This is a genomic window from Sporotomaculum syntrophicum, from assembly GCF_009932395.1.
Lineage (GTDB): Bacteria > Bacillota > Desulfotomaculia > Desulfotomaculales > Desulfallaceae > Sporotomaculum > Sporotomaculum syntrophicum.
Window position 1 is genome coordinate 138,185 of record NZ_LSRS01000005.1, and the last position, 26,801, is coordinate 164,985.

The following is a 26,801-nucleotide window of genomic DNA, read 5'->3' on the forward strand; positions in this document are numbered from 1 at the left end:
ATTGAGGATAGTATGCTGGGTTGCTTTATCGTGTTTTATTATGGTTCATTTGTGGCATTGCTAGAAGACGAGTCTGTTGACTGCTGGAAAGCGGAGATTATAGATACGGTGCTGCATGAAATACAACACCACCTGGAGTCGCTGGCCGGCCAAGAAGATTTGGCAAAAAAGGAAATAGAGGAATTAGCCAAAGCCCTTAAAAGCTAAACGAAAGAATGAAGACAACTCCAAGGTTTTTGGGGTTACTGTTGTTATGCGCATCTAATATACAATTTACTTATACCTACCTAATTTTCTGCTAATTTTATTTTGATAGGAGATCATAGCGTTGCTTGAGCCGGCTTTTCTTTTTTCCATCATCATATCATAGCGCAGCATTTTTTCTGTTAGCTTTTTCCTTAGCGAGATGATTTCACCATCATCGGCGTTCTCATCATAGCAGCGGTTAATCAACGTCTGCAGATTAACAATTTCTTTGTGTAATTCCATTTCCTCCGGCAGCACGCCGGCGTTTTTTAACAAAATATAGCTGGCTCTTAGGTCATCAGGAACATTGGAGAGATCATCAATTTTTATAGGCTTGCCCTGGCCCGGTAGGTCCTCAAATTCTCCCTTCAGCATAGCCTCACGAATTTTATTTTCAGCTAAAATGGCGAACATGTCCATTAATCCTCATCCTAACGCTAAAAATCTATAATTAATGCAAATGTAACAAATGCTAGATAGCAGTGCCTTTATATTTATATTCGACCGGTTCTAAGAAATTCCTTGTACACTTTCTATTATATTCTTCATATAGTGAGACACAATATAGCAGAATTGAGTTATACTGGAAGCATGGAAATGAGAAATCATTAAGAGTAATTAACATGGCGAAAACGGTATTTTCCGGCGTCCGTGCCAAGTGGCTTTACCTTTATGACGAATACATAGCACTATTTCCCGATGATGTGCGGGAGATACTCGAGCAAGTCCGGCAAATAATTCGCCAGGCTGCACTGACGTTATAGAAAAGATAAGCTGGCAAATGCCGACGTTCTGGCAGAATGGAAATCTCATTCATTTTGCGGCGGCGAAAAATCACCTCGGGGTTTATCCCGGCGAAAGCGGTGTTAGTGTTTTTGCGGACAGGCTGAAGGGATTTAAAACTACCAAGGGCGCGATACAATTTTCGTTTTCTGAACCGATACCGTATGAATTGATTGCGGAAATTACCCGGTTTAGGGTTCAGGAAAACGCAGAAAAAGCCAAAGGCGGTAGCAGTAAGAAAAAATACACCTTTGAAGCTATAATCCAAAAAGTTCCTGATATTGATGGTGCATATGTGGAAATTCCTTTTGACGTAAAGAAGGAGTTGGCAAGGGCCGCGTCCCTGTCCACGCCACCTTTGACGGGGAGCCATACGACGGCAGCGTGGTAAAAATGGGTACACCCTGCCACATCATCGGTATCCGCAAGGATATTCGGGCAAAAATCGGCAAGCAGCCCGGTGATGTTGTCAGGGTTACGCTGATGGAAAGGGAGGTATAGCTTGATGATCCAGGATATTGAACCAAGAGTATTGCATAATGAATTTAAAAATAAAAAGGCTTGTCCGGAAGATTTGTTTCTGGCGTATCGGGGCGATAACGTACTGGTTCGGGAGGATAAGGATAAGCTTTGGTATCCGTCCTTTACTGATTTTTTAGTTAGTCATCCGCATCTGATGCGGGATGCACAGTTTTATTTGCTATTGATGAACTAAATTATTATCTAGTTGAAGAAGATGGACTTGACGATATTCCTGGCTGGACTTATGTGAGTACCAATCGATTTCTGTCGGAGAAAAAATACTGGCGCTCCTTTGCCGGAGTTATCGGCTGGCAGCTAAATCGCTGGTACTGCAACCACCGGTTCTGCAGCCGTTGCACCAAACCCCTTAAACGCTCGGAAAAGGAACGCCTGCTTTATTGCGAAAGTTGTGGTTTGATAGTGTATCCCAACATTTCTCCCTGTGTCATTGTCGCTGTGTATGATGGGGATAAGCTGCTTTTGACCAAATATGCCAATCGTGAATACCGTAACTATGCGCTTATTGCCGGTTTCTCAGAAATTGGCGAAAGCCTTGAGCAGACAGTACGCAGGGAGGTCATGGAGGAAGTAGGGCTGAAGGTTAAGAATATCCGTTATTATAAAAGCCAACCCTGGCCGTTTACCGATATCATCCTGGCGGGGTTTTTTGCCGAACTTGATGGTAATGATTCGATTCGTCTCGATGAGGATGAGCTTGCTATCGGAATATGGCTGCCCAGGGATGAGATTCCTGAGGTAGATTCTAACATTGCTCTAACCTTTGAAATGATTGAAGCCTTTAGGACACAGAAAAAGGAGTAAGCGCTTATTTAAGCTGTTGCTAATATTTTGTTGTTTCAGTTTGGCATGAGCTGTAAGCTCAACTAGTTTTTGCGTAGTAAATTTATTTGAGTCTCCTTAATTTAGGGATTTCGGCAGGACTACCTATATTCCTATTATAAGGAGTATTTCTTTGCAAAGACAGGTTTAATGAAAAAATAGGCTGAGTAATACTTTTGGGTGTACTTAAATACGGATATTTTGCTAGATTGATATTTATATCCCAAATAGAATTAAAGACTCTCGGTATTAGATGGGGGGGAGCGTGAAAATTTAACATAAAACAACTGAAATTTCTGATTTCTAACGTGACTCATCATAAGTGACTATCAATAACGGAAAAACTTCTTAAAAAAACTTTACGGAGGGTTGTGCTCATGAAAAAAATGTTTTTGATTCTGTTGATCATATCTACCGCTGTTTTGTTTGCGGCATGTGGTCAAAGTAATCAATCGGCAACAAACAGTAATAATAATACTGTTGCAAAAGAAGAATCATCTACCCCAAACAACCAGGAGAAAAGGATATCCTTTGATAGAAGCAATGAAGATGACGTTTCATACAAACAACATATAACTGATCTATGGGAGAAAACAAAGCCTTTGTTAAGGGAAGATATAGCCAAGGATTATTCCGACGAACAGTATAAAAAACTTGGGGCTGAAATTAATGAAGCATGGGTAAACCTTCAAATACACGCTTCTTTAAATCACCAGGATGAAATCGATAGCATAACAGATGTCGGGTACGCCAATCTGGATGGGAACATTATCGGGTTAATTGGTGAACTATATGGCAACGGGTACTCCGGCACGCTGGAAAAACGTGAAGAAAGGAGGGAGAACCTCAGGAAAAGCCGCCTGGAATATAAGATAAAAGAATTTGATGCTGTTCTTCAAAATGTAAATTAATTTGATTAATAGCTGTGGTTTATCGCCGAGGCGCTGGGCTGTGATGTAGAATACAATCCAGTCACCAAGCAGGTTACGGTAAGCTACCCCTCCAGCTAAGTGTACAACAGCCCCCGGGGCCACAAGCGTGTACCAGGGGTTGCTTCCGGCGTATAGATAACAAAGCTAATGAGAAGTTACGGGAAATGGCTCTGTACAGAGAAAGGGGTTAGATTGTGAAACGCAGTTGGTTAATTATGATCATTATCCTGGCTGTTCTGGCATTGCCTTCTATGGGTTGGGCCGAAAAATGGCAGGATGCCGATAGCTTTGGCGGCGACAGCATTAAGTTTATCAATGGGTCATTTATGGGAGTAGGTGGCGGGTATTTCTATACCTCGACAAATGGAAAGGTGTGGAACCAAACGCAAGTTGATACGCCTCCCGGACCCGATGGCGAATTCTGGCTCAAACTGAATGGCCTGGCTTACGGTAATGGTACTTACGTTATAGCGGGATTCTATGACGGCTTTTCCGGCCTCAAAGGCGGCCGGCTTTATAAGTCCGTTGACGGAACGACGTGGACGAGGACGGACGAACCTCTAAAGGGTTACATCACCGAACTATACGATGTCGCCTATGGCAACAACACCTTTGTAGTGGTTGGTGACCGCTACGGGGTTCTGACTTCGCCCGATGGTCAGAGTTGGACCAGAAACAGTATTGATATTAAAAAACTTCACCGCGTAATTTTTGTCAACAACACATTTGTAGCCGTAGGCTTGGAGGGTGCGATCGCCACGTCAACCGACGGCCGGACCTGGTTACGGTGCAACTCTGGCAGCACAGAGGACCTGCACGGCATCGCTTTCGGGGAAAACACCTATGTAGCGGTAGGCTGGAAGAATACCATCCTGACTTCTCACGACCTGGTGCACTGGCTTCCACAGGATTCAAAGACCAAGAATGTCTCGTTACAGGGAGTAACCTATGGCAAAGGTGTCTTTGTGGCCGGCGGTGACAAGGAAACCATCCTTAGCTCTCCCGACGGCCACAATTGGTCGGTTGAAAAGCAGTCGGAAGTTTACACTTACAGTAGTTATGGTCAGGGTGCTTGTGACAACAACATCATAGTCATACCAGGTAAAAAAGCTGTTTTTTCGACGGGTGCATTCCTCCCTCCGATTAGTCCGGTATTCGCCGAGGCTGTCGCTGTATCGCCCAACCAGATTAACCTGACGTGGAAAGACAAAGCCAATAACGAGACAGCCTTTATAGTGTGGTATAGGGAAGGAGATAGTGGGGCATGGAGTACTGCCGCCACGCTTCCTGCCAATACCACGGAGTTTAGCCATCAGGGTCTTTCAAGCGGCAGACCTTACGAATACAGGGTCGGCGCCTATAATCAATACGGGTACTCAAAGTACACCAGCGATGCCAGCGCAATGACGCCATTCACGGGCGTCGGCCCCTTGCCGGTTTCAGGGATGATGGCCCCGACAGGCTTGTCGGCTAAGGCGGTATCCGCTTCACGGATCGATCTAAACTGGACCGACAATGCCTGGCAGGAGACCGGCTACGTAGTGTGGCGTAGGGAAGTCGATGAGGATATCATCTACACTCGCGTGGCGGTGCTGGGAGCCGACGCCACTGAATACTCGGACACCGGACTGCCCTCCGGCCGAACCTTCGAGTACAAAGTGGGTGCTTTCAACCCCGATATCATCAGTTCCCCGTATTCTAATGTGGCTAGTGCCAGGACCAAGATCGAACTGGGTGACCAGCCGTCGAATAAAATTGTCATTCCGCGGGACATGATAACACGCAAGGATATTGTCATTCCACAAGTCATGTTACCACCGGCTGCCCCGTCCGGTCTGGCCGCCACTATTGACGGCACTGCCATACAACTGACCTGGACCGACAACGCGGACAATGAAACGGGCTTTAAGGTAGAACGCAAAGTTGGGAACGGCTTTTTTATCCAGGCGGCCACTATTGAGGCGGATGCCACGGATTGTCTGGATTCCGAGACCGTACCGGGAACCAGTTATACTTATCGCGTCAAAGCTTTCAACGAGCGCGGCGATTCCGAATACAGCAACCAGGCACTGGTTACCGTACCCCAGTCAAGCGGCAATCTGATATCCATCGAGCCCCGGAACCCGGTGCCCAATCTGATTATACCGGATATCCCCGATTTGCCGGAACCGCCGCCAGCGACGGACGACACCGCCACGCCGGAAGTCAACCCGACCACCGAGCAGAATGCCGGCACCGGGCAATCGACTACGATCTGCTTGTACCTGGGGCAGAAGAGTTACGAGGTGAACGGTAAAACGCTGCAGATGGATGCCGCCCCGATTAACCGGAGTGGGCGGACGCTGCTCCCGATCAGGTATGTAGCCGACCCGCTCGGCGCAAATATCGACTGGGACGGTGGCTCCGGAAAAGCAACGGTTACCCTTGGAGACCAGGTTATCGAGGTCTGGCTTAACCAAAGCGGGGCCAGAATCAACAGTCGGGCAGTGTCGATCGACCCTGACAACCCCACGGTAACTCCGGTTACTGTCCCGCCGGGCCGGACAATGCTCCCGCTGAGGTTTGTCGCCGAGGCGCTGGGTTGTGATGTGGTATACAGCCCAACCAGCAAGCGGGTTACGGTAAGCTACCCTGCCGGGCATTAAGCTTAGCCATTCTTTAGCGTAGTGATTGTCTTTATTAAAGCGCAGCGAAGGATCTGAGTTTTAAGATTCTTCGCTGCGCTTGAAAATGACGGGATCGTAAAATAAACATCACCGTTACTTGACCGGGTGCTGGTTTACAAAGTTGTAAAGCATAATCAACTGACTGCGTCTTTTAATATCCAGTTTGGCGAATATGTTTTGCAGGTGCATTTTAACGGTATTGATTGAAATGCCAAGGCTGGTTGCGATTTCCAGGTTGGAGCAGCCCAATACAACCTTGCAGGCGACGTTTCGCTCTCGTTCGGTAAGGCGGTTGAACAAAAAGGTCATATTATTTAATTTATTTTGAGCAAATGGCTGAAAGGTGTTGTTAACCGAACTAAGGAAGAAATGCCAGCGCAGCCTGTTTACCAGATGTGGATAAAGAAGATGCAGCATATTAATGTCTTCCTGGTTGAAATCACCGTTATTGATGCTGCGGAACAAACACATGCCACCCAGAACCATTTGCCCGTCTTTAATCTCAAAAATAACACTATAATGGATATTAAGGGGTTTTAGCATTTCGTTATAATATTTGCTTTTCCGGGTCCACTCATGATAAGGCATCAGGTCGGTGCTGCGGGCAATTAAAATGTTGGAAATACGGTATGCCTGCAATAATTCATCTGCATGAGCGAAATGCTGCATATAAAAGCTGTAGTTGTCCATAGTAAAGTCAAGCGATACTGGAGGTCCCTGGGGCACTCCTAAAAACGGGTGATAAAGAAAAAAATTCCCCCGGTCGAACCATATCACCTGGCGAATCATTTCCAGGGCAACCAACCGGGCATTGTCAATATCGGTAACAGCGCCCAATGCAGCCACAATTTCCAGTATTTTTTTAACCACTAAAGATCACCTTAGTTTAGTGCTGTAATGAATTAATTATATCACGATTTAATTTATTAGGAATAATTTGTTTACAGCACATAGACCTTTTTGCGATATTTGCATTGACTCGGCAGTTTGTTTTTAATTGACGTTTACTCTAAATATAATTAACAGCAAACTGGTTTCAAGAGACAGCCTTGGCTGTCTCTTGTTGTTCGCTCACCTCATGGTTTCAACTTTATCAAGGGTAGACCACCCAAGAATGTCTAATAGAGGTCAATAGGCAATGATGCTTTCTAAAATTTGCGCCCCGCCGATTGTAGCTAGAACTGCAATAGCCCATGGCGGCCAATGGTAAAGAGCAGGCAATACCACCAGTGCAGAACCCAGCGTTAAACGAACGGATTGATCTATCGGGCCAACATTCTTTTTAATACATAATGGTTTATCCGGCATAATTTTTGGGTACCTCCCGGCGATAAATGTATTGTTTGCAAGTTAATTAAAATTATTAATGCATATAAGGTGAGTCACGGGATTAAAGATGTGCGCTATACTGGAAGTGAAAGAGAGGTTAAGCTGATGATCCAGGATATTGAACCAAGAGTATTCAATAATGAATTTAAAAATAAAAAGGCGGGGCTGAAGGATTTGTTCCTATCTTATCAGGGAGATACCATTCTGATTCGGGAGGATAAGGAAAAGCTTTGGTATCCGTCCTTTGCTGATTTTTCTGATACTCATCCGCATCTGATGCGAAAATCCCAGTTTTTATTTACCATTGATGAGCTAAATTATTATCTGGTTGAAGAAGATGGTCTTGACGATGTTCCTGGCTGGACCTATGTAAGCACCAGCCGATTTCGGTCAGAGAAAAAATACTGGCGCTCCTTTGCCGGGGCGATAGGCTGGCAGCTAAATCGCTGGTACACCAATCACCGGTTCTGCAGTCGGTGCACCAAACCCCTTAAACGATCGGGAAGGGAGCGTTTGCTTTATTGCGAAAGCTGTGGTATGACTGTCTATCCCACCATTTCTCCCTGTGTCATTGTCGCTGTGCATGATGGGGACAGGTTGCTTTTGACCAAATATGCCAATCGTGAGTACCGTAATTATGCACTAATAGCCGGTTTTGCAGAAATTGGGGAAAGCTTTGAGCAGACCGTGCGCAGGGAGGTCATGGAGGAAGTGGGGCTGAAGGTTAAAAATATCCGATATTATAAAAGCCAGCCCTGGCCGTTTACCGACACCATCCTGGCGGGTTTTTATTGTGAGCTTGATGGTGATGATTCGATCCATCTTGATGATGATGAACTGGCTATCGGAGTTTGGCTGCCAAGGGATGAGATTCCGGAGGCGGCTTCAAACATTTCCCTGACGAGTGAAATGATTGAAGCCTTTAGAACCCGAAAAAAGGAGTAAAGCAAGAATCTATGCAAATTTACGCCTTGTAACCGTAACGAAACACCAAATTTTAAATTGAACATATGATATTCATAAGGATGTTCTTTCTGTACAAAAGTTAATTTATGAAAGGAGCTGTGACAATGGTTATTGAATCAGAATATTGGCCCCCAAAACCTAAAGAACCGGAAATAAAAGTAGATCCCTCAGATCCTGCTACTATTCCTAAATTTGTGGATCCAATGCCAATCCCGGCTATAGCGAGGCCGGTCAAAAAAAATGATTCCTCAGAGGAGAAAACTTCGCTATATCATATCCAAATGAGGAAAGCAAAACACAGATTTCATCGAGACTTCCCCCTTACTACTATTTTTGGATATAATGGAACCTATCCTGGCCCAACCATACAGGTTAATAAAGATATTCCTGTTAAAGTTAAATGGGAAAATAAACTACCTGACACACATTTTCTTCCAATAGACCATACACTTCATGGAACAATGGATACCCCTGATGTAAGAACGGTAGTGCACCTCCATGGCGCAAATGTGGAGGCTGATAGCGATGGACATCCTGAAGCATGGTTTACTAGCGATAATAAATATGTTGGACCCAAATATACCAGGGAAGTATATGAATATACTAACCATCAAGCCGGAGGTACCTTATGGTATCACGATCATGCCCTGGGAATAACTAGATTAAATGTTTACTCAGGGTTGGCCGGATTTTACCTTATAAGAGATCATTTAGAAAAAAGACTTAATTTGCCGAGAGGTCCTTATGAAATACCAATTATGATACAGGACAAATCATTTAATAAGGACGGATCATTATTTTATCCTGATAACGCCACTCCGCCTGTTGATTATCCTGTCCCTTCTACACCTTCATTTTTCTTTGGCAATACCATAGTAGTGAATGGGAAAATTTGGCCTTATCTTGAGGTTGAGCCTCGTAAATATAGATTTAGAATATTAAACGGTTCAAATCTTCGCGCTTACGACCTGAAATTAAGTAATGGTGGTGTATTCCATCAGATTGGAACTGAATTAGGGCTATTACAACACCCCGTAGAGATTGGTTCTTTTGTTCTGGAACCTGCTGAAAGAATTGATTTAATAATTGATTTTTCAAAGTATAAAGGACAGGAAATAACCTTATTAAATACGGCTCCGGCTCCTCCTAGTCCCGGCACTGAGCTGATATTGAAATTCAAAGTGGGTAGTGAACTGACCTGCCCGGATAATAGTACCATTCCTGAGAAACTGATGCCCTTTCATAAAATTGACCCCGCCTCAGCTGCCCGAGAGAGAACCTTGCATTTAGATGAAACTACAGACCATTACGGCAGAGTGTTGCATTTGCTTAATAATAAAATGTGGGATGAACCGGCTACTGAAAAGCCTAAATTAGATACGATTGAAATATGGCACTTAGTTAACCACTTTGATTTTCCACACCCAATCCATCTTCATTTAGTTCACTTTGAGATATTGGGCAGAAAAGTGTTTACTGATGAAGATTTCGACGAACATGGAAACTATAAGTTCGATTTGGCAAGCTTAACTCCACCCTTGGATTTTGAAAAAGGCCCAAAAGATGTGGTGAGGACAGAACCCGGGCAAGTAACATCAATTATCATGCACTTCAAAGAACACTACGGGGATTACGTATGGCATTGTCATATACTGGAACACGAGGACAATGATATGATGAGGCCGCTGGTAGTAGAAAAGTGATGATTAATTACGATTAGCCCTCCTGGAGGCTGTGTTGTTAGTCAAAAAGTTTACTCACCGACAGGTTCTTATGTATACGCATAATCGCCTCTGCTATAAGGGGTGCCACAGATAGTATTTTTATTTTCGAAATCCTTTTCCATTCCGGCAGGACTATGGTATTGGTAACTATTACCTCCCGTATGGGCGCTTCTATCAGCAGGTCAAGGGCAGGACCGCTGAGCACGGGGTGGGTGCAGCAGGCATAGATATTCTCCGCTCCCAGTTCTTTGAGAGCGACCGCTCCCTGGGTGATGGTACCGGCCGTGTCAATGATGTCATCAAGCATGATGATGTTCTTGCCGGGGATATCACCGATAATATGCTTAATTTCAGCTTCATTTTGATCAGAACGCCGCCTGTCTATAATGGCTAGGGGAGCGCCAATCCTTTCCGCAAATTCTCGGGCTCGCTGCACACTGCCCATATCGGGACTCACCACCACGATATTGTCTACCTGCTGCTGTATAAAATACTGGGCCAGGAGTGGTACGCCACGCAGGTGATCCACCGGTATATCAAAAAAACCCTGAATCTGCGCTGCGTGTAAATCCATCGTCAGGACCCGTTTGGCTCCGCTGGCAGTAATTAAATTAGCCACCAGCTTTGCAGTGATGGGGTCACGCGCCCGAGCCTTACGGTCCTGCCGAGCATACCCGTAAAAAGGCATTACCGGAGTGATCCTGATAGCCGATGCCCGGCGCATGGCATCCATCATGACCAGCAGCTCCATCAGGTGCTCGTTTACCGGTTCGCTGGTGGGTTGAATAATAAAGACATCTGAACCCCGCACGCTTTCATTTATTTTTACCTGTATTTCCCCGTCACTAAAACGAGTAACCTTAGCTGCCCCCAGGGAAACACCGAGGTAGCGGGCAATTTCTTCCGCCAGGGCAGGGTTAGCGTTGCCGGTAAATATTTTCAGCTGTTGTCGGGATGACATGTGCGGGTACCCCCCATAATTATTCTTCAGCGTATATAGGCAAAGGGACAAAGCTGTATCCCTAATATACAATTCCCATCAAATTCTTATTTTCCTGCTAGCAGGTAAAGTAATCCACCTGAACCACATTATTATGCTCATAAAAAAAGATTCCCTCACATTTAAATTGGAGGGAACAAGAAAAATTATGCTTGAAAAGAGGAGGGCTTTAAAAACACATTTGCCATTATATATAAGCAAAAATAATGCCAGTCCAAGTTAATTTTTCTAGCGCCCAATTTAAACAATTGCCACAACCGGTATAATGATAGCGATTGACTGCAATGACCAAAAACCGTACATATCAAAAAGACAAACAATTAAAGGCAATCAATGCAGTTCGGGGTTTATAGATGTAAAAGGGTCCAGAACTGCAGCTGCTGCTTTTAAAACAGGTAGGGGGAATTTAGAAAACACAGTGTTGGCGTACTTATTTTGTAGAATTTTAATGACCAGGTTATATTTGTGATTATCCATGCCTGCCAACACTCTTCTCATTTTTAAAGAAGGATAGTAACTTTCTATTAATGGTTGCATTGCGTCAATATAGCTTTGTAAGTTGCTGTTTGCTATCGCGATGGCTGCCTCAAAACCGCTAAGCATTGAGGTGAACTGCCCGAAGCCCAGGAATGGCATCACGAAGCCCCCCGCATGACCTATAAAAACAAGATTTTCGGTAACCAGAGATTTGTTTCTGCCTATTTCAAACGAATGCAGGGTGAATGTATCCTTAATACTAAATTCCCAATCAAGGCCGGCTAAAAACTTCTGCCATAAAACCTCCAGGTCAACTCCTTCAGTCCCGGGCACAGCAAGACACAGGCTGGCTACATGGCTATGGTAGGGTAATAAAAAACAATACCCCTGTGGGGCATAGCAGTCGTTGAACCATACCTCGGCCTGGTGGGGATTAAAGTGCCCTCTAATGCTGGCACCGATTATATTAGCAACAATATCGGTTTCCCAAGTCTGCTGCCTTTTTGGTTCATTGCTATTGCCGGTAGCTACTACCACGACATCATATTTATCCTTTAAATCATCTGTTGTAAAAAAATTATTGTTGAACACCGGCGCCTTAGAAATGTCACCCAGTTGCACCTCAAGAGCCTTGGGGTGGTTACCTCTCGCCGTAATATAGCCCAGTTCTCCTGTAATAAGTGCCGAGTCTTTGGGGCCGTGTATAACAAGACTTTTTAGAGCATTTATTGGTTCAAGCTCAACCTTATATTGGTGAGCCAGGTAGCTAAAGCAGTCCTCTATTGGATAATCCAAGATATTCATGATGGCTTCACCATTGGTAAATCTAGCGCCAATTTTATACTGGGCTTCATAGATATCCGGTACAATGCCATATTGTTCTAATACCACTGAACAAGCAAGGCCGGCTAAACCTGCCCCCATTATGGCAACCTTCATTATAGACATCCCCTAACCAGCTAAGATAAGCATAAGGTTTAAATATATTCTGCCACCGAATTTTTTTTGTATCCGATTAAATATGGTAATCCTATGCAATTAGTAAACAAGCACAGGCATGCTTATATCCTTTTCAGTTATTAGTATCAGCGAGTTAAGTAAAGCAGTGGTTATAAATCTTCCTGCTTTGGTAAATATACTAATAACAAATCTGCCAGTAACCTGCCCAAGAGCTTGGGACAAAGGTCTTACGGAGTGTATATTAATGCAGCTTAAATACTGGGCTAATAAAATTTTAGGCTACAACGGACCGCCTGCTTCCATGGATTTTGAGCTGGCGGAGACGGAGGAGGAGCAGCAAAGCGCCTCCCAGACCGGGCAAGAAGAGAATGTACCGGCGAGCAAATCCAGACAGCATAAAATTAGAAAACCAAGGAAAACAGGGCCGGCCGGAGATAAGGGTGACGCGGGCGGCACCGGCGATGCAGCCAATCAACCCGGCGGAACCGGTGCCGGCGATAACCCGGAGCAGTCAAAACCCGGTGCAGCCCCGCAGGAAATCCAGGTTGCTCTGGAAACCAATAGAAAAATTATTGCCCGGCTGTTTAACCTGCCCATCAACAAGGATGTGATAGTGCGGGAATTCACCCTGTCCACGGAACCGCCGGTGCCGGCTTTCTTAGTCTTTATAGATGGCATGGCGGATACTAAGTTGATCAATAACTCTATCCTACAGCCCTTGATGTTGCTAACCAACCTGGAGTCGGGGCAGGGCATCAGGCCTGATACCTGCACCAATGTGCTGCAAAGACACCTGCCCAGCAACCAGGTAGAAAAGTTAACTCTATTTAAAGACGTGGTTACCCAAGTACTGTCAGGAGCAACCGCAATATTTTTTGATGGCTGTTCTTACGCAATATCCGCTGAGACCAAAGGTTTCCCGTTCCGGGGAGTGGATACGGCCAGAACCGAGCAGGTCGTCCAGGGTCCCCAGGAGGGCTTTGTGGAAAACCTGCGCTCCAATACTGCATTAGTCCGTAGAATTATCCACTCGGAACAGCTGATTACCGAGTATTTAGAGGTGGGCGCGCGCAATAACAACAATGTAGCCATCATGTACCTGGCGGATCTGACCAACCCAGCTTTGGTACAGGAAGTCAAAAGGCGCATTAGGGGTATTAAAACCGACTATTTGGCAGAAAGCGGCGTACTTGAGGAATTAATTGAAGACCACCCCTTGTCTTTGATGCCCCAGATCATCAAAACAGAACGGCCTGACCGGGTATCCTCCATGCTGCTGGAGGGCAAGGTGGCCATAATAGTGGATAACACACCCTTTGTTATGCTGGTGCCCGGCCTGCTGTTTGATTTTCTGCACAGCTCCGAGGATCACTATGTGCGCTTTTCAAATGGTATATGGCTCAGGGTTATTCGGCTGTTTGCTGTATTTTTAACCATTCTGCTGCCTGCTTTTTACGTGGCTATAGCCACCTTTCACCAGGAGATGATTCCCACTGATCTGCTGTTGTCCATAGCTGCGGCCAGGGAAATGGTGCCATTTCCCACCATTGTGGAAATTTTACTTATGGAATTATCCTTTGAACTGGTACGGGAGGCCGGGGTGCGTGTACCGGGCATTATCGGTCCAACCCTGGGTATTGTGGGCACACTGATTCTGGGCCAGGCTGCGGTGGCGGCCAGTATTGTCAGCCCGATTCTCATTATTATCGTCGCTGTAACAGGCTTATCTTCCTACGCCATACCCAATTATGCCGCTGCTTTTGGCTTTAGATTTATGCGATTTGTTTTTATTTTCCTGGCGGCTGCCCTGGGTTTTTTCGGTATTTCCAGCGGGCTGTTTATAATGCTTTGCCTGTTATTAAACATGAAATCCTTTGGGGTACCCTATTTAGCGCCGGTGTCCCCAAAAACTGCCTCCAGCCATGATTTAATTATACGCTTCCCCGCCTGGCAGCAGGAAAACCGGCCTGATTACCAGCAGACCCTGGATACCAGGCGCCAGCCTGAGCTAAGCCGGGGCTGGGTTACCAGGCAGTCCGCAAAGCCCAGGGGCAACAAGGCCAATAGTGAGGGAGATTAAGGTGCCATTGAAGCAAAGAGACCTAAAAGGCGGTGGTGGGGATAATTAACCAGGTAAAAATCGGCCAGGCCGAAGCAATCGCCTTGCTGGTCACTGTAATGTCAACAAAATTATTTTTAACTTACCCTCTAATTATTGTTAGTCATGGCGGTAGTGCCGCCTGGCAAATAGTAATAATTTCAGGGCTGGTCACCCTGGTTTTCTTCTGGTTGATCCTAAAATATATCGAGCGTTTTCCAGACCGTTCATTCCCTGAAACCGCGGAATATATCAGCGGGCCGTATTTTGGCGGGCTGCTGGTTATGCTTTTACTGCTGCCCTGGCTGTTTGAATTGACAATGACCTTCCGCAGGTTCGGGGAAATGATCGTCATTATCGCCCTGCCGGAGACAAGCATCGGCTTGATCATGCTAATATTTTTCTGCGGCGCGGGATTAGCTGCCTATCTTGGTTTGTCCACTATCGCCAGAGCTTGCCACCTTGTGTTTCCCTTTACCCTGGGGGCCGCTCTTTTAATTGTTGCGTTCAGTTACTCCAATTGGGACACGGACTGGTTGTTTCCCATATTTGGCAATGGCCCCTGGATAACCATAAAAGAAGGCGTTATACAAAGCTCGGCTTTTTATGAATTAAGCTTTATTTATGCGCTGCCCCTGGTCTTTTATGCTCACCAGATAAAAAAAATTGGCTATACCAGTATTATTGTCACCACGGTTATCTTAACTACGATGGTATTGGCCTACCTGCTGGTGTTTCCGGCCGTAGTGGGGGAGGAACCCTATTTGCCGCTGTATAATATGGCCCGCAGTGTTTACCTGGGGCGATTTATACAACGTATCGAGGCTATATTTCTCCTCTTCTGGGTAATCAGCGGGTACCTGTGGGTTTCAGTTGGTGTTTACGGTCTCTGTCACATATTAAAGGACTGGCTAAAGCTGCCCGACCACCGACCCCTGATTTTACCTGCGCTGATTATTATTTTTGCGCTGGCCTTTATACCACAAAGCCTGCCCGACGCTGTATTAACAGTCCAGGAATATTTCTATGAAATAGGTTTTATCGCAATTTTTGGGCTGCCGCCGTTGTTGCTTTTGCTGGCGGTATTACTTGGCAAAGGGGGCAAGAATAATGTTGAAAAATAGCCGGCAACGCCTTACTGCTGCGTTGCTGATCTTGCTGGTGTTACTGTTTGCCGCGGGCTGCGGCAGTAATTCCGAACCGGATGCACTATCTTATGTTTTGCTCATTGGCATCGACCACGGCGCCCAAAACCTGCTCCGCGTATCCTATTTAATCGCTGTTCCTAAGGTCATTGCCGGGGGAGGACAAGAAGGTGCAGGTGGAGGAGGGGGAGAAGGTCAGCGGAGCGCCAATGTAATAACGATAGAAGCACCCAGTATTTACGCTTCAATGAATATGGTCAATTCCTTTGTGGGCCGTAGAATTTCACTAATGCATGCTAAGGGCATCATTTTTTCTGAAGCGATGGCTAAAGATGGTTCGATGGGCGTAATTGTCCCCGGTTTAACTCAATTCCGGGAAACCCGGGGTACTGCTTTTATAGCTGTTGCCCGCCAAAAACCTGAGGAAATACTAAACAAAATGACCCCTTTTTTAGAAACGAACCCTGCTAAATACATTGAACTACTGGCCGGCAATCAGTCGTTTACCGGCTATATTCCAGGCGAAAAACTGCAGGATTTTTACAACGATCTGAAAATAGGCGGTATTAATCCCGTAGCTTTATTGTTCGCGGTGTCTAATGAAAAACTGCCGCCCCATAACGGCCAAAGCAGTTACCGGTCGGAAGGGGACTATGTGGCCGGTGAGATGGTTAAAAAGGGGGGCGTGTCCCTGGAAGCAATGGGGGCGGCGGTTTTTCGGGGAGGGAAAATGGTTGGTACCCTGAACGGTGACGAAACTTCAATTTACTCCATGTTTAGAGGGCAGTACGGCAGAAGAATTTATACGATCAAAGATCCCTTGAAGCCCGGCAAGCTCGTGATTATGGATGTATCCCAGACAGACAAGCCCCGGATAAAAGTTAAGCTAACCGAGGAGGGTCCTATTATTGAAGCCCGGTTATCTCTGGAGGGTAATGTGTTGGGGGTAAACAGTTTAATTGATTACAGCCTGCCCCGGTACCGTCCGGTTTTGGAGCAAGCCTTCGAAGAGCTTATCGAGCAGCAGGCCCGGGAACTGGTGGAAAAAACCCAGCACGAGTACCGGTCCGATATATTCGGCTTTGGCAACAAGGCCCTCCGCCTGGTACTGACCCAAAGGGACTGGGAGCAGCTCAACTGGGCTGCTCTGTACGAGGAGGCCCAGGTTAGCGTGGATGTGGAATATAAAATCAGGCGTACAGGCACCCAACTACGGCTAATGCCCATTGCCAGGAGCAACAGCGAAAGTATTCAATAAGGAGCGTGATGAGTTATGATCATGATTATAGCTTTGACAATAATTTTCCTGGTGGCGGTGGCCATAAAAACCATCAATTATGGCCGCTGGTCTGCCGGACAGGGTAACTGGCGCGGGGCTATCGGGCTGTATGTGATAGCTCTGCTGCTGCTTGCGCTGCCTGCCGCCGTGTATATTTACAACCAGGTGGTATAAGTACAAATAATATTACATCCGGTAAGCAGGGGGTATTCTTCAGTGATAAACACTTCAAAAAGTGGCCGTTCTATTTACTTATGAAGGTAAGGAATAGCATTTATCTGTTCGTGCCAAGAAATGCACCGCTACTATATGTATTACTATTGATGGAAGAATATTGTGCTATAATTATATTTATTAATTATTTATTTAGATATCAGATAGTAAAACAAGTGTATTTGTATATATGATAATCACCTGTAAGTACTTGGGCTAGCGGGATTGTGGTAATTTCCTTTAATGAGGTTACTGCACATCGTATTCTATATCTTGCTCAGCTTCTTCTTTATGGTTACCGGTAATATTCCATCGATACAGCTCTGCAGCGGCCGGATGGCTTGCTGGAGGAAATTGCGGTTGGAAAATTACCCGGTTGTGGCCGGTTTATATTCGGCTCAGCAATCATCAAAGATAGCTCCAAATCAACCGGCCGGGAAGTGTAAGAATGGCTAAAATTATTTTTAAAATTTGTTGTGTCATGGCTGAGGTAATAATGGATGCAATTTAGGAAGGAATTTGGTGCCTATGGAAACTCAGAATGTTCTACTGGCCTTTGGACTGACCTTGTTTGCGGGTTTATGTACCGGTATCGGTGGACTGCTTACTCTGTTTTGGAAAGAGACCAATACTAAATTTCTTTCGTTTGTCCTTGGTCTTTCGGCAGGGGTAATGGTGTTTTTATCCTTTATCGAATTTTTTCCCCAGGCTAAACACTGCCTAACCCAGGAGTTTGGCGGGCATACGGGGGCATGGCTTACCACGGTAGCATTTTTTAGCGGTGTTTTCCTAATCTGGCTTATCGACAGGTTGGTTCCTTCCCCGGAAAACCCGCATGAAATTCATAAAGTTGAAGAAATGAACGGTATTGTTGTGAACATTAAAGAAAGAAAGCTATTAAGGACAGGTGTGCTTATTGCTATTGCCGTCATCATTCATAATTTTCCCGAGGGCGTTGCATCTTTTATTGCTGTAGTAACCAATCCTTCACTGGGCATTGTTATAGCGGCTGCCATTGCCATCCATAATATTCCCGAAGGGATTGCCGTAGCTGTTCCGGTTTACGCGGCAACCGGCAATAAAAAGAAGGCTTGTTTAATGTCCATTATTTCAGGCCTTGCGGAACCCTTTGGCGCTTTAATAGGTTTTATGCTATTTTCCCTGTTTTTCAACGATGCTGTGCTGGGTGTATTATTTGCGGCTGTGGCAGGTATTATGGTTTTTATCTCCTTTGATGAACTGCTGCCGTCTGCTGAAGAATATGGTCATCATCATTTGTCCATTTTCGGGCTGATCGGCGGGATGATGGTAATGTCCTTAAGCCTTTTGCTGCTTGGTGATTAGCTATGCATATCCTTCATATCGACATGGATGCCTTTTACGCGTCCGTTGAACAAAGAGATAAACCAGAGCTGCAGGGTAAGCCGGTTGTGGTGGGTGGCAGGCCGGAGGACAGAGGTGTGGTGGCAACCGCGTCGTATGAGGCGCGCCGTTATGGCATTAAGTCAGCCATGCCCATGGCCATTGCCCTCAAGCTATGCCCTGGTTTGACGGTGCTACCGGTTAACCATCATAAATACCGCCGGGTATCCGCAGCTGTGATGGAAATCTTTCGTGCTTATACCCCCATCCTCGAACCTGTTTCGCTAGATGAAGCGTTTTTAGATGTGCGGGGCAGCGAGAAATTGTTTGGCCCGGCAGAAGTTATTGGGGCAGTTATCCAAAAGCGCATTCAAGAAGAACTGCAATTATCCGCCTCTGTGGGGGTTGGGCCCAATAAATTTATCGCCAAACTAGCTTCTGATTACCAGAAACCCAATGGTTTTACGGTGATTTCACAAGAAAAGGTACTACAATTTTTGGCTCCGCTGCGTATTAGTAAAATGTGGGGTATTGGCGATAAGACGGCAGCCAGCTTAAATCATTTGGGGATTAAAACAATTGGTCAGCTCAGGGAGCTGCCACTTGAATTATTGGAAGGTAAATTTGGCAAACATGGCAGAGTTCTGTACGAATTCGCCCGGGGCGTGGATAACCGGCCGGTGAAGCCGATGCGTGAGGTAAAGTCGCTGGGCAAGGAGGTCACCTTTCCCGAGGATATTTGCGATCTGGAGGTGCTGCGCCGTACTTTGCAGGAACTCGCGGAAAAAGTTGCCCGCCGTTTGCGCCGAGGTGACTTAAAAACCGGGTCGGTGACGCTGAAAATTAAATACCCTGATTTCCAGCTGGTCACCCGCACGGAAAGCTTGCCGGAACCCACTGATCTGCCCGGCCCAATCTACCGGGCAGCGGGGCAATTGCTGGCTAAACACTGCAAGCCGCCAGTCAGGTTGCTTGGCGTGACCTGTGGTAAACTGACCGGTGAGCGGCAAATCACCCTGTTTCGGGATGAGCAGTTAGTAAAAGAGGAAAAAGTAACTGCTGCTTTGGACAAGCTCAGGGACCGTTATGGCGAAGATGTAATCATGGCGGCCAGCCTGTTAAAAAAGCCTAATGAACATTCCTGATGTTGGTGAGGTGTTAGTATTGACCAAAAAGATAGCCTGCTGGTTATTATTACCACTATATTTTTTGTTCATGCTATTTACGCCTAATTATGTATCTGCTGATGAACCCGGAGCAAGACTCGCTGTCTCGCTCAAGTTTCTAGAGCCCACCGGTACGACATCTGCAGTGGAATTCACCGTCAATAACGGTAAGTCTGTTACCGTTGGCGATAAGGTCCCCATAGCAGTGGCCTCAGCACCTGAGGCGGGCATAAGTAAGATAGTGTATTACGTTGATGGCGTAGTTAAGCATTCTTCTACCGCTCAAAGCTATATCTGGGATACTAGTGGTACAGCTCCGGGGAGTCATTATATAAAAGTAAAGGTAATAGATAACAATGGCCTGGCGAAATTAACCACCAAGACAGTTATTATAAACAGGCAATTCACCGTCAATAACGGTAAAACTATTACCGTTGGCGATAAGGTCCTCATAGCAGTGGCCTCAGCACCTGAGGCGGGCATAAGTAAGATAGTGTATTACGTTGATGGCGTGGTTAAGCATTCTTCTACCGCCAGGAGCTATACCTGGGATACAGGTGGAACAGCGCCGGGGAGTCATGCCTTAAAAGTAAAGGTAGTAGACAAAAATGGCCAGGAGAAAGCATCTACACAAACTATCACCGTATATGGTCCATCGAAAATTACGGTTGATTTCACCGTCAATAACGGTAAACCTATTAAAGTAGGCGATAAGGTTCCCATTACAGCAGCTATCATATCCAATGCAGGCATAAGTAACATTGAGTATTATGTTGACAGCACTATAAAGAAGGCTACCACAGACAAGAGCTATATCTGGGATACGAGTGGTACAAGTCTTGGTAATCATGCCCTAAAAGTTAAAGTAACCGATTACAACGGCCAGGTGAAAGCATCGGTACATCTGGTGTCTGTAAAACCGAGGTAGCTAAAAGTAGCTGCCGCACCTTTGACTGAAGTAAGCGACGGTTACCAATACTTAATGTTGCCGGAGCAGCAAGTTAGTTGACTCAAACACAAGTTAAATGGCCGCCGAAGAAGAGCAGGCAATGCTAGCCTGCTTTTCTAACTTTACTGCTGCATTCCGCAGACCGGACTTATTGCGAAGAGCAGAATCATTGATTAATGAATAGTTTAACATTAGAGTGTTTGCTCAAGCCAAAGACGTAGATGGAGAAGGTGAATTCGCGTGCTTTTAAAAGGTATAGATGTTTCCAAGTATCAGGGCTTAATTGATTGGGATGTACTAAGGGGTAAGGTTGATTTTGTTATTATTAGAGCAAGTTATGGAATGCATGATACTGACGAAATGTGGGAACGGAATTATGCCGAAGCCAAACGAGTCGGTGTTCCAATTGGCGCTTACCACTATTTTTACTACGGCGATGAGGTTAAACACCGGAAAGAGGTGGATAACTTTTTAGTCCAATTGGCCGGCAAGGAATTGGCCTACCCGGCTTTTATTGATTTTGAAGAAGCCGACCCAAAATTTAATCCTCCCCTTGGAGCTTTGCCCCGGGAAAAAATCACGGTCTACGCGCTAGAAGCACTGAACCGTATCCGACAGGCCGGCTTCAAACCCGGCATCTACGCCAATAAACACTGGCTTACCAATCACTTGGAGGCTGCTAAATTACCGGAGGATGTTACCGTTTGGCTTGCTGAATATAATACCAGGCCGACATATAGCGGCCGTTACCATATGTGGCAGTACACTGATCAAGGAAGTATGGACGGTATAACTTCCCGGGGCTTGGATATGAATTATTACTTTACTGAAGTGTAGACAGCTTAAAGCAATATGTACTTGGCAATATTAGTTGCGGTCCGGTGGACTGCAAAGTGTATCATCAGGTTAATGTGCCTAACCTTATTTATTAATTCTTCTAAAAAACAGCTGATTATAGCGATGATTTATGTAGTATAGTTACTTGTCCATGTATGGTCGACATTGCTGCATAAAAGAATCAACGTTAGCAAGTTCTGCTTCTAGTATCTTATCATTCATATTACCCCTGCCAAGGCGATCACACTCGCAGAAAAGGACGATTTCTTTCAGCGGTACTTCATTGAGCATCCCTTGAATATCCGCAAAGGGCAGCTTTTTGGTTACATAAAGAATCTGCATGTGCCATCTGACCAAACACGTTACCTGGTTAATAAATTCCTTATCGGTAGTAAATTCCTTTAAGAATTCTGCTGCTAATTTAGCGCCGTGCTTGTCATGATCGTAAGCGGTGATTTTACCCCGGCGAATTTTGGTGGTATTGGCTTTGCCAAGATCATGCAACAAGGCTGCCCACATAAAAACACGTGGGTTGGTGCTATTCTTCCTCCTTGTCGCGGCCATGTCGACTACCAGCAGGGTATGTTCCCAAACGCTGCCTTCAGGATGGAATTCAGGCGGTTGTTTGATCTTCTGCAGGATATCCAGCATGGTAAAGGGATAAGCAGTATTAAGCAGGCCTGCCTCAGCCAGCTTTCTGAAATAGAGGGAGGGCTGGTCATCGTTGAGTAAGTGAGTATCAAATTCGCTGAATAGACGGTGTTTATCCATTAAGGTTACGCTCCTGGTTCTTTATTTCAAACAATACTTCTATTATATAATGGCTTATAAAATAAATTGTAAACGTCAAATTAGGCAAGAAGTGATGAAGCCGGCCATAACTGCAGGTGTTTCCTGGTAAACAAGCCGAAAAAAATTCCCTCGATGAGAGGGAACAAAACTAAGTATAGATAAAAGAGAGGGGTTTGTTGGTATATTCAGGGGGTATCTGATTACCATATTGCATTTACTATTACTAACTATTTATTAGCAATTTTCATGCCAGGTTAAGTTAATTCTAAATACAGCAAGAATTAGCTAATTTCAAAACAAAAGGTTTTATTGCGACAATTGTGTATGTTTTTTAGTCACTTATCAATCAAATTAAACAAAATAGTTAGTAAAGCGACAATTTCTGTCACTGGTATTGTCACCGAGATACAGCCAATGGCTGTTTACATAGTTACTAAACTATGGTAGAAGAATCGCCTTAGCTAGCGTAGCCGGATGGCGATGTTTTAGATATAATTGGTATAACCGGATGGTTATCAATGAAAGAAAGGGTGGCATTTGCATGGGTAAACCTGAGCGGGTTGCTGAAGGAGTGTATATTGTGGGGGGACCTCAAATAACGGAAGGCCGTGATTGCTGTGTCTACCTGGTCGACGGCGGTTCCGAGCTGGCGCTGGTAGACACAGGGCTGGGTTATACTACCCGGACAATTTTGACCAACATGGAAAAACTTGGCCTGAACCCTGCCCTGTTGAAATATGTCATTGTGACCCACGGGCACATTGATCACATCGGGGGCTTGCGTTATTTTCAGGAGCGGGGAGCTCAGGTTATTTGTCATGAACTAGAGAGCGACGCTGTTACCGGGGGTAATTCTAAACTTACTGCAGCTTCGTATTACCGGGTCAATTATCGTGGCGTGCCGGTGGATAAATTGTTAACCGGCGAACTGCAGGAGGTGCTAGTGGGCAACACGGTCTTGCATTGTCTGCATACACCTGGCCATACACCCGGCGGCATAAGCCCCTACCTGGATGTCAAGGGAACCAGAATTTTATTTGGGCAGGACATCCACGGTCCCTTTGACTCCTCCTGGGGTTCGAATATGAAACATTGGCGGGAATCAATGGGCAAGTTAATTGCCTTAAAGGCAGACATTCTGTGCGAAGGCCACTTTGGGATTTATCAGCCCGCTGTCAAGGTTCGGAGCTACATTGAGTATTATCTGTCTCAGCACTCCTGAGAGAATAGAAGGTGAAAAAATTGGAACACACAAGAAAGGCTTCTGAAACAGCTGTGGTTACAGCTTCGCTAAGGGCTTTGGCCTGTTATGAAGACGATGCTGATGTACGTGGCAAAGATGAGCTTGCAGCTTTATTCTTACCGGAGGAGAAAAGTGAGCCATTAAAGGACGCTGATTTTCGTCAAAACATTAAAAAAATGATTCCGGAAGGCCTGTATGAATTTGTTACTGCCAGGACTGCGTATTTTGATGATTTATTTGTTACTTCCCTGCAAGCAGGGATACCTCAAATAGTCATTTTAGGCGCAGGTTATGATAGCCGTCCTTACCGGTTTAAGAACTATATTACTAATACCATGATTTATGAAGTAGACACTTTAGCAACTCAGGAGCTTAAGAAGTCAGTTTTACAGAACAACGGCATAACCAGCCATGAAAACGTCAGGTATGTAGCGCTTGATTTTGAACAGGATGACTTAATCCGTAAACTTTGTGCTGAAGGTTTCAATCCGGCCTTGAAAACCTTGTTTATCTGGGAAGGGGTTACCTTTTACCTGCAGCCTGATACGGTAAGGGCTGTATTGCAGGCATTAAGGGCTAATTCTGCCTTGCACAGCCTTTTATGTTTTGATTATCAAACTGTTGATCAAAGTAAAGGGTTGGTTGATACCGGTTTAAAGGAAGAAATAATTTTATTCGGCATAGAAGCCGGAAAAGCAGGCGAATACTTGCAGGGCTTGGGGTATACAGTTTTAGAGCAACTAGATGCCGAGGAATTAGATAGACGCTACTTAACTTGCCGGGATGGCAGCCTTTTGGGCAATATTAAGTCGATGATGCATATCGTGAAAGCGGAAATGGCTGAAAACGTGGTGACTCCCCAAGTCGGCAGTGTCCAGGGGAAGGGGAGGCTGCGGTTTCATCTTTGCCAAACCCTAAGCTGCCTGATGGAGAAAAATATCCGGTCTTGTTATGAATGTGACGAGTTCCCCTGCCCAGAGGTGCAGGAGGAGTAAACCGGTTGATAAGCCTTTGGTTGCCAGCGATGGGTCTAACATTTCCTGTAACACAGATAGACAAGCCTTAAGTTAATACATAGTTTAAGGGAAAATAAAAATTATTAACAAAATTATAACATTTTGAGGATTACTGTGTATTTACTGTTTAATCATTGACTCCAATATGATAACTTTATTACAATAATAGTATAACTAATTAACGAGAAGGAAGGCTGATTTGATGAGCGTAAAAGATTACCTTAATCAATTGGGTATCATAAATATTAAAAATGAGTATCGGAATCTCTCTCCGGCCAAACTGGTAGAGATGGCTTTGGCCAAAGGTGAAGGAATCCTCGCCGCCAATGGTGCCTTGCGTGTGGAAACAGGCAAATATACCGGCCGTTCTCCTGAAGATAGATTTATTGTGGACAGTGCATCAACTCATGACAATATTGAATGGGGAAGTGTCAATCAGCCAATTAGCGAGGAGGCGTTTAACCAGCTCTACCTGCGTCTCACCGCTTACCTGCAGGGCAAAGATCTTTTTGTCTTTGACGGTTTCTGCGGTGCCGATCCACAATACCGGATGCCTATTACCGTTATCAACGAATATGCTTGGCAGAATCTCTTTGCCCACCAGCTTTTTGTCCGGCCACAGGCCGATGATTTAATTAATCATGAACCTAAATTTACCGTACTTTGTGCGCCTGGCTTTAAAGCTATTCCGGAATTAGACGGAACCAATTCGGAAGCATTTATTATCCTTAACTTTGATAAAAGAGTGATCCTCATTGGTGGTTCTTCTTACGCCGGTGAAATCAAAAAATCAATCTTTACAGTCATGAATTATCTGTTGCCGGAACAGGGCATTTGTCCTATGCACTGCTCGGCCAATGTTGGTTCCGGCGGCGAAAGCGCTATTTTCTTCGGCCTATCCGGCACCGGTAAAACTACTCTTTCTGCCGACCCCGAGCGTTTTCTCATTGGGGACGATGAACACGGCTGGACGGACCAGGGCATATTTAACTTTGAAGGCGGTTGCTATGCCAAATGCATCAACCTGTCCCGGGAATACGAGCCGCAAATTTGGAATGCTATTCGCTTCGGCAGTGTTGTGGAGAACGTGATTCTTGAACCGGAATCCAGACAGCCCGATTATGACAATGACGCTATTACAGAAAACACCCGGGCTGCATATCCGGTAGACTTTATACCCAATGCGGTAATTCCCGGTGTGGGCGGCCACCCGAAAACAATTATTTTCCTGACTGCGGATGCATTCGGTGTCATGCCGCCTATTGCCCGCTTGACACCTGAGCAGGCGATGTATCATTTCCTTTCCGGTTATACCAGCAAGCTGGCCGGAACAGAGCGCGGCATTACTGAACCCAAGGCTACCTTTTCCACGGGCTTTGGCGGGCCGTTTCTACCCCGTCGCCCCCTGGTTTATGCTGAAATTCTTCGGGAAAAGATTGAAAAGTATAATTCCCAGGTTTACCTGGTCAATACCGGCTGGACCGGTGGTCCTTACGGAGTCGGTCAAAGGATGAACCTCAAATATACCCGGGCGATGGTCAGCGCCGCTTTGCACGGCGGTTTTGATAACGTAGAATTTCAGCCGGATCCTATTTTTAATATCGGAATTCCGCAAAGCTGCCCGGGAGTGCCGGCTGAGTTACTGAATCCGAGAAACACCTGGTCCAATCCCAGTGAATATGACATTCAGGCTCGAAAACTTGCCCTGCTGTTTAAAGAGAACTTTAATAAGTTTAAAGGAATGTCTGAGGTTGTACTAGCAGCCGGTCCTACCGTCGAATAATATTACCTGCAGCTATATATGCAGCTCTCCACCTGATTTTTCAAGGTGGGGAGCTTTTGTTTATTCAAAAAAACATATTATGTAACATTATGACAATTAGCCACATATTATAAACAATCCGAAGGTTAATATATCCAGGAAAGGGGGTAAACATATGGGCTATGGAACAAAAGGCGGCGGTGGTTGCGCTCCTTGCTTTGACGGTAGTTTCATACTTTTCCTCATACTGATACTGTTAGTATTTGGTATGGGATTTTATGGTATGGGCTATGGCGGCTAATCTATTAATTGAGTAACATTTAATTCCTCCTTTGCTTTTAGATAGCATGCAGCACTCCTATCAATGGGGGTGCTTGCATGACTTTTTTTGGCCTAGAGTTGCAAGATTCTTTTAATATGACGTATATTTAAAAAACAGCAATAATTGATGAATGGATATAAACGGCATGAGGTTACACAGGTCTGGGGTTTGT

The 26,801-nt window shown here is 45.3% G+C and carries 26 protein-coding genes and 2 pseudogenes; 22 read left to right on the forward strand and 6 right to left on the reverse strand.

Annotated features, from left to right (window positions below; translation table 11 throughout):
• Nucleotides 1–207: metallopeptidase family protein (locus SPSYN_RS10855; protein WP_202623818.1), on the forward strand; the 207-nt coding region annotated here is incomplete at its 5' end.
• 66 nt (nucleotides 208–273) lie between these two features.
• Here the strand turns inward: SPSYN_RS10855 and SPSYN_RS10860 are convergent.
• Nucleotides 274–666, reverse strand: a complete 393-nt coding sequence (locus tag SPSYN_RS10860) for a DnaJ family domain-containing protein (protein ID WP_161822509.1) — start codon at nucleotides 664–666, stop codon at nucleotides 274–276.
• 203 nt (nucleotides 667–869) lie between these two features.
• On the opposite strand from SPSYN_RS10860, the gene SPSYN_RS16010 reads away from it, so the two are divergent.
• The 7 genes and pseudogenes from SPSYN_RS16010 (at nucleotide 870) to SPSYN_RS10885 (ending at nucleotide 5,968) form a co-directional block, all read left to right on the forward strand.
• Nucleotides 870–1,010, forward strand: coding sequence for a hypothetical protein (locus SPSYN_RS16010; protein WP_243153023.1), 141 nt, complete (start codon nucleotides 870–872; stop codon nucleotides 1,008–1,010).
• Nucleotides 1,011–1,027: 17 nt separating this feature from the next.
• A pseudogene (locus SPSYN_RS16015) lies at nucleotides 1,028–1,168 on the forward strand (iron chaperone); the annotation flags it as partial.
• A 42-nt stretch (nucleotides 1,169–1,210) separates the two neighbouring features.
• Nucleotides 1,211–1,530, forward strand: a pseudogene (locus tag SPSYN_RS15775) (DUF1905 domain-containing protein).
• Between the two features lie 4 nt (nucleotides 1,531–1,534).
• Entirely contained in the window at nucleotides 1,535–1,744 is a 210-nt protein-coding gene (locus SPSYN_RS10870; RefSeq protein ID WP_161822510.1) for a hypothetical protein, read from the forward strand.
• 53 nt (nucleotides 1,745–1,797) lie between these two features.
• Nucleotides 1,798–2,373, forward strand: a complete 576-nt coding sequence (nudC, locus tag SPSYN_RS10875) for an NAD(+) diphosphatase (RefSeq protein ID WP_161822511.1) — start codon at nucleotides 1,798–1,800, stop codon at nucleotides 2,371–2,373.
• Nucleotides 2,374–2,768: 395 nt separating this feature from the next.
• The gene (locus SPSYN_RS10880) at nucleotides 2,769–3,302 is read left to right on the forward strand and encodes a hypothetical protein (protein WP_161822512.1); all 534 of its coding nucleotides are present in this window, start codon (nucleotides 2,769–2,771) and stop codon (nucleotides 3,300–3,302) included.
• A gap of 215 nt (nucleotides 3,303–3,517) precedes the next feature.
• Nucleotides 3,518–5,968, forward strand: coding sequence for a stalk domain-containing protein (locus SPSYN_RS10885; RefSeq protein WP_161822514.1), 2,451 nt, complete (start codon nucleotides 3,518–3,520; stop codon nucleotides 5,966–5,968).
• 114 nt (nucleotides 5,969–6,082) lie between these two features.
• Here the strand turns inward: SPSYN_RS10885 and SPSYN_RS16245 are convergent, their stop codons facing one another.
• On the reverse strand, nucleotides 6,083–6,859 hold the full coding sequence (locus SPSYN_RS16245; protein ID WP_161822515.1) for a helix-turn-helix domain-containing protein: 777 nt from the start codon (nucleotides 6,857–6,859) through the stop codon (nucleotides 6,083–6,085).
• 258 nt (nucleotides 6,860–7,117) lie between these two features.
• A complete protein-coding gene (locus tag SPSYN_RS10895; protein ID WP_161822516.1) occupies nucleotides 7,118–7,297 on the reverse strand; it encodes a YgaP family membrane protein in 180 nt (59 codons plus the stop codon).
• A 90-nt stretch (nucleotides 7,298–7,387) separates the two neighbouring features.
• Between SPSYN_RS10895 and nudC (SPSYN_RS10900) the strand changes: the two genes are divergently transcribed.
• Nucleotides 7,388–8,263, forward strand: coding sequence for an NAD(+) diphosphatase (nudC, locus tag SPSYN_RS10900; RefSeq protein ID WP_243153024.1), 876 nt, complete (start codon nucleotides 7,388–7,390; stop codon nucleotides 8,261–8,263).
• Nucleotides 8,264–8,388: 125 nt separating this feature from the next.
• Entirely contained in the window at nucleotides 8,389–9,987 is a 1,599-nt protein-coding gene (locus tag SPSYN_RS10905) for a multicopper oxidase family protein (RefSeq protein ID WP_161822518.1), read from the forward strand.
• Nucleotides 9,988–10,024: 37 nt separating this feature from the next.
• Here SPSYN_RS10905 and SPSYN_RS10910 read toward each other — a convergent pair whose 3' ends face one another.
• Both SPSYN_RS10910 and SPSYN_RS10915 read right to left on the reverse strand, forming a co-directional pair.
• The gene (locus SPSYN_RS10910; RefSeq protein ID WP_161822519.1) at nucleotides 10,025–10,969 is read right to left on the reverse strand and encodes a ribose-phosphate diphosphokinase; all 945 of its coding nucleotides are present in this window, start codon (nucleotides 10,967–10,969) and stop codon (nucleotides 10,025–10,027) included.
• Nucleotides 10,970–11,338: 369 nt separating this feature from the next.
• The gene (locus SPSYN_RS10915; protein WP_161822521.1) at nucleotides 11,339–12,424 is read right to left on the reverse strand and encodes an NAD(P)/FAD-dependent oxidoreductase; all 1,086 of its coding nucleotides are present in this window, start codon (nucleotides 12,422–12,424) and stop codon (nucleotides 11,339–11,341) included.
• A gap of 265 nt (nucleotides 12,425–12,689) precedes the next feature.
• On the opposite strand from SPSYN_RS10915, the gene SPSYN_RS10920 reads away from it, so the two are divergent.
• The 8 genes from SPSYN_RS10920 to SPSYN_RS10955 all read left to right on the forward strand — a co-directional run bounded on the left by SPSYN_RS10920 (nucleotide 12,690) and on the right by SPSYN_RS10955 (nucleotide 21,494).
• A complete protein-coding gene (locus SPSYN_RS10920) occupies nucleotides 12,690–14,525 on the forward strand; it encodes a spore germination protein (RefSeq protein ID WP_161822522.1) in 1,836 nt (611 codons plus the stop codon).
• A 32-nt stretch (nucleotides 14,526–14,557) separates the two neighbouring features.
• Complete coding sequence (locus SPSYN_RS10925) at nucleotides 14,558–15,667, forward strand: GerAB/ArcD/ProY family transporter (RefSeq protein ID WP_207708558.1); 1,110 nt, start codon at nucleotides 14,558–14,560, stop codon at nucleotides 15,665–15,667.
• Nucleotides 15,654–16,946 (forward strand): Ger(x)C family spore germination protein, encoded by a 1,293-nt coding sequence (locus tag SPSYN_RS10930; protein WP_161822524.1) that lies wholly within the window; start codon nucleotides 15,654–15,656, stop codon nucleotides 16,944–16,946. The genes SPSYN_RS10925 and SPSYN_RS10930 overlap by 14 nt, the downstream gene beginning before the upstream one ends.
• 15 nt (nucleotides 16,947–16,961) lie before the next feature.
• Complete coding sequence (locus SPSYN_RS10935) at nucleotides 16,962–17,141, forward strand: hypothetical protein (protein ID WP_161822526.1); 180 nt, start codon at nucleotides 16,962–16,964, stop codon at nucleotides 17,139–17,141.
• A 567-nt stretch (nucleotides 17,142–17,708) separates the two neighbouring features.
• Nucleotides 17,709–18,524: a zinc transporter ZupT gene (gene zupT, locus SPSYN_RS10940; protein ID WP_161822805.1), complete on the forward strand. Its 816-nt coding sequence runs from the start codon at nucleotides 17,709–17,711 to the stop codon at nucleotides 18,522–18,524.
• A gap of 2 nt (nucleotides 18,525–18,526) precedes the next feature.
• A complete protein-coding gene (gene dinB, locus SPSYN_RS10945) occupies nucleotides 18,527–19,687 on the forward strand; it encodes a DNA polymerase IV (protein ID WP_161822528.1) in 1,161 nt (386 codons plus the stop codon).
• Nucleotides 19,688–19,706: 19 nt separating this feature from the next.
• Entirely contained in the window at nucleotides 19,707–20,636 is a 930-nt protein-coding gene (locus SPSYN_RS10950; RefSeq protein WP_161822529.1) for an Ig-like domain-containing protein, read from the forward strand.
• Between the two features lie 261 nt (nucleotides 20,637–20,897).
• Nucleotides 20,898–21,494 carry a GH25 family lysozyme gene (locus SPSYN_RS10955; protein WP_161822530.1) on the forward strand — a complete coding sequence of 199 codons (597 nt, stop codon included), beginning with the start codon at nucleotides 20,898–20,900 and terminating at the stop codon, nucleotides 21,492–21,494.
• A 141-nt stretch (nucleotides 21,495–21,635) separates the two neighbouring features.
• Here the strand turns inward: SPSYN_RS10955 and SPSYN_RS10960 are convergent, their stop codons facing one another.
• Nucleotides 21,636–22,265: an HDIG domain-containing metalloprotein gene (locus SPSYN_RS10960; RefSeq protein WP_161822532.1), complete on the reverse strand. Its 630-nt coding sequence runs from the start codon at nucleotides 22,263–22,265 to the stop codon at nucleotides 21,636–21,638.
• A gap of 562 nt (nucleotides 22,266–22,827) precedes the next feature.
• Here SPSYN_RS10960 and SPSYN_RS10965 point away from each other — a divergent pair.
• From SPSYN_RS10965 to SPSYN_RS16250, 4 genes are all read left to right on the forward strand, one after another.
• The gene (locus SPSYN_RS10965; protein WP_161822533.1) at nucleotides 22,828–23,508 is read left to right on the forward strand and encodes an MBL fold metallo-hydrolase; all 681 of its coding nucleotides are present in this window, start codon (nucleotides 22,828–22,830) and stop codon (nucleotides 23,506–23,508) included.
• Between the two features lie 20 nt (nucleotides 23,509–23,528).
• A complete protein-coding gene (locus SPSYN_RS10970) occupies nucleotides 23,529–24,524 on the forward strand; it encodes an SAM-dependent methyltransferase (protein WP_161822534.1) in 996 nt (331 codons plus the stop codon).
• A gap of 223 nt (nucleotides 24,525–24,747) precedes the next feature.
• A complete protein-coding gene (gene pckA, locus SPSYN_RS10975; RefSeq protein WP_161822535.1) occupies nucleotides 24,748–26,328 on the forward strand; it encodes a phosphoenolpyruvate carboxykinase (ATP) in 1,581 nt (526 codons plus the stop codon).
• Between the two features lie 154 nt (nucleotides 26,329–26,482).
• Complete coding sequence (locus tag SPSYN_RS16250; protein ID WP_279279284.1) at nucleotides 26,483–26,608, forward strand: hypothetical protein; 126 nt, start codon at nucleotides 26,483–26,485, stop codon at nucleotides 26,606–26,608.
• Nucleotides 26,609–26,801: the final 193 nt, after the last annotated feature.